We start from the raw sequence: 1947 nt of genomic DNA, 5'->3' as shown, positions 1-1947 counted from the left end.
CACGCCGTCCACGACCTTGCTGCCCTTCTGCGCGGTTTCGGAGGCGCTCAGCGCCAGCTGCGACGCCTGACGGGCGTTTTCAGCGTTCTGTTTCACCGTCGCGGTCAGTTCTTCCATGCTGGCGGCGGTCTCTTCCAGCGAGGCGGCCTGCTGCTCGGTGCGCGAGGAGAGATCGTTGCTGCCGGCGGTGATTTCGCTGGCGCCGGTGTAGATGGCGTCGGAACCGTCGCGCACGTCGCTGACGGTGCGCACCAGCTCCAGCTGCATGTTTTTCAGGCTTTCAGCCAGCATGCTCATTTCATTGCGGCCTTGCACCTCGATTGGCTGCGTCAGGTCACCGCTGGCGATATGACGGATATGCTCGATGGTGATTTTCAGCGGACGCAGCAGGATCTGATGCATGCCGATCCAGACCAGCGCGACCACGCCCGCCAGAATCGTCAGCACGATGCCGATAATCCATAGGGAACGCTGATAAGCGCTCTCGTTCTGCTCGGCGCCAGCGGTTATCAGGGTGCTGGTGGTCTGCGCCCAGGTGGCGTAGGCGCTTTCAAAATCGTTCTGGTAGCTCTGCGTCGGCTGGTCGACAAACCCTTTCAAATTGCCCGCGCCCAGCATCTGCACCAGTTCGCCCAGCGCGTCATGCAGCACTTTATATTTGTCATTGATCGCCACCAGATAAGGCATATTTTTCACCTCGTCAGGCAGTATCTGGTTGTAGGCGGCAAAGTTTTTGTCCGCCGTTTGCAGCTGCTCGTTGGCCAGTGCCACCAGTTCGGCGACGGTGCTGCCGCTGCCCATATGGTTAGCATCGAGCATATAGCGGATACCGGCGCGGTTAAGGGTGTTGCGCGCCTGGATCAGCGCCACCCATGCGGCGTTGAGGTTAATCTGTTCGCGCTGGATCTCCTGCGACAGAACAAAACTTTCCCGATCCCCTTTCAGGGCGTTAAAGAACAGACCGCTGGATGCGAGCTGCAATACAGCGAAGATGGCCAGCACCATAATCAGCGCCGTCACAACTTTAATATGCTTAAACATGATGGTCCTTAAAGCGTGGTTGAATGTCAGGATTATCGGCATGCCAGGCAGGATCTTTATCCTTATCTGAAATTAACTGCGGCGCGCTACGCGCCGTCAGGCAAATTTTCAGATGGAAAAAGCGAAAAAGGACGCCGTCGGGCGACGACGTCCGGTTTTTACGTTAAATATCAGCGACGCGTGTGACGGATCAGAACGTTTCCCAGTTGTTATCCGCAGCGGCAGGCGCAGCGCTGGGCTTCAGCGCGGCAGGCTTGCTGAGCACAGGCGTCTTCAGCGCTGCCGGATGACCAACCTGCCCCTGACGCACTTTAAACACCGATACGGCCTGGCTGAGGCGGCTCGCCTGCTCTTCCAGCGCGGCGGCGGCCGAGGCGGACTCTTCCACCAGCGCGGCGTTCTGCTGCGTCACGCGATCCATCTCGGTCACCGCCAGGCCCACCTGGTCGATGCCGCGGCTCTGCTCGTCCGACGCCGAGGCGATTTCGCCCATGATGTCGGTGACGCGGGTGAGCGCGCTGACGATGTCGCTCATGGTTTCGCCCGCAGTGCCGACCAGCGCAGAGCCGGTATCGACACGCGCCACAGAATCTTCAATCAGCGACTTAATCTCTTTCGCCGCCTGAGCGCTGCGCTGCGCCAGATTGCGCACCTCGCCCGCCACCACCGCGAAGCCACGGCCCTGTTCACCGGCGCGCGCCGCTTCCACCGCCGCGTTCAGCGCCAGGATGTTGGTCTGGAAGGCAATGCCGTCGATCACGCTGGTGATATCGGCAATCTTTTTCGAGCTGCCCGCGATCTCGCTCATGGTTTTCACCACGCCGTCCACGACCTTGCTGCCCTTCTGCGCGGTTTCGGAGGCGCTCAGCGCCAGCTGCGACGCCTGACGGGCGTTTTCAGCGTTCT

2 protein-coding genes are annotated in these 1947 nt (G+C 60.4%); both read right to left on the bottom strand.

The window, feature by feature from the left end; all coding sequences use genetic code 11:
• Nucleotides 1–1041, bottom strand: a 1041-nt coding sequence (locus MYY08_RS02325; RefSeq protein ID WP_288012882.1) for a Tar ligand binding domain-containing protein, incomplete at its 3' end; no start/stop codon positions are given.
• Nucleotides 1042–1231: 190 nt separating this feature from the next.
• On the bottom strand, nt 1232–1947 hold a 716-nt coding region (locus MYY08_RS02320), incomplete at its 5' end, for a methyl-accepting chemotaxis protein (protein ID WP_288012879.1).

The sequence above is a fragment of the Mixta sp. genome (assembly GCF_024610815.1).
Lineage (GTDB): Bacteria > Pseudomonadota > Gammaproteobacteria > Enterobacterales > Enterobacteriaceae > Mixta > Mixta calida.
This window is presented reverse-complemented; position numbering and strand designations above follow the sequence as displayed.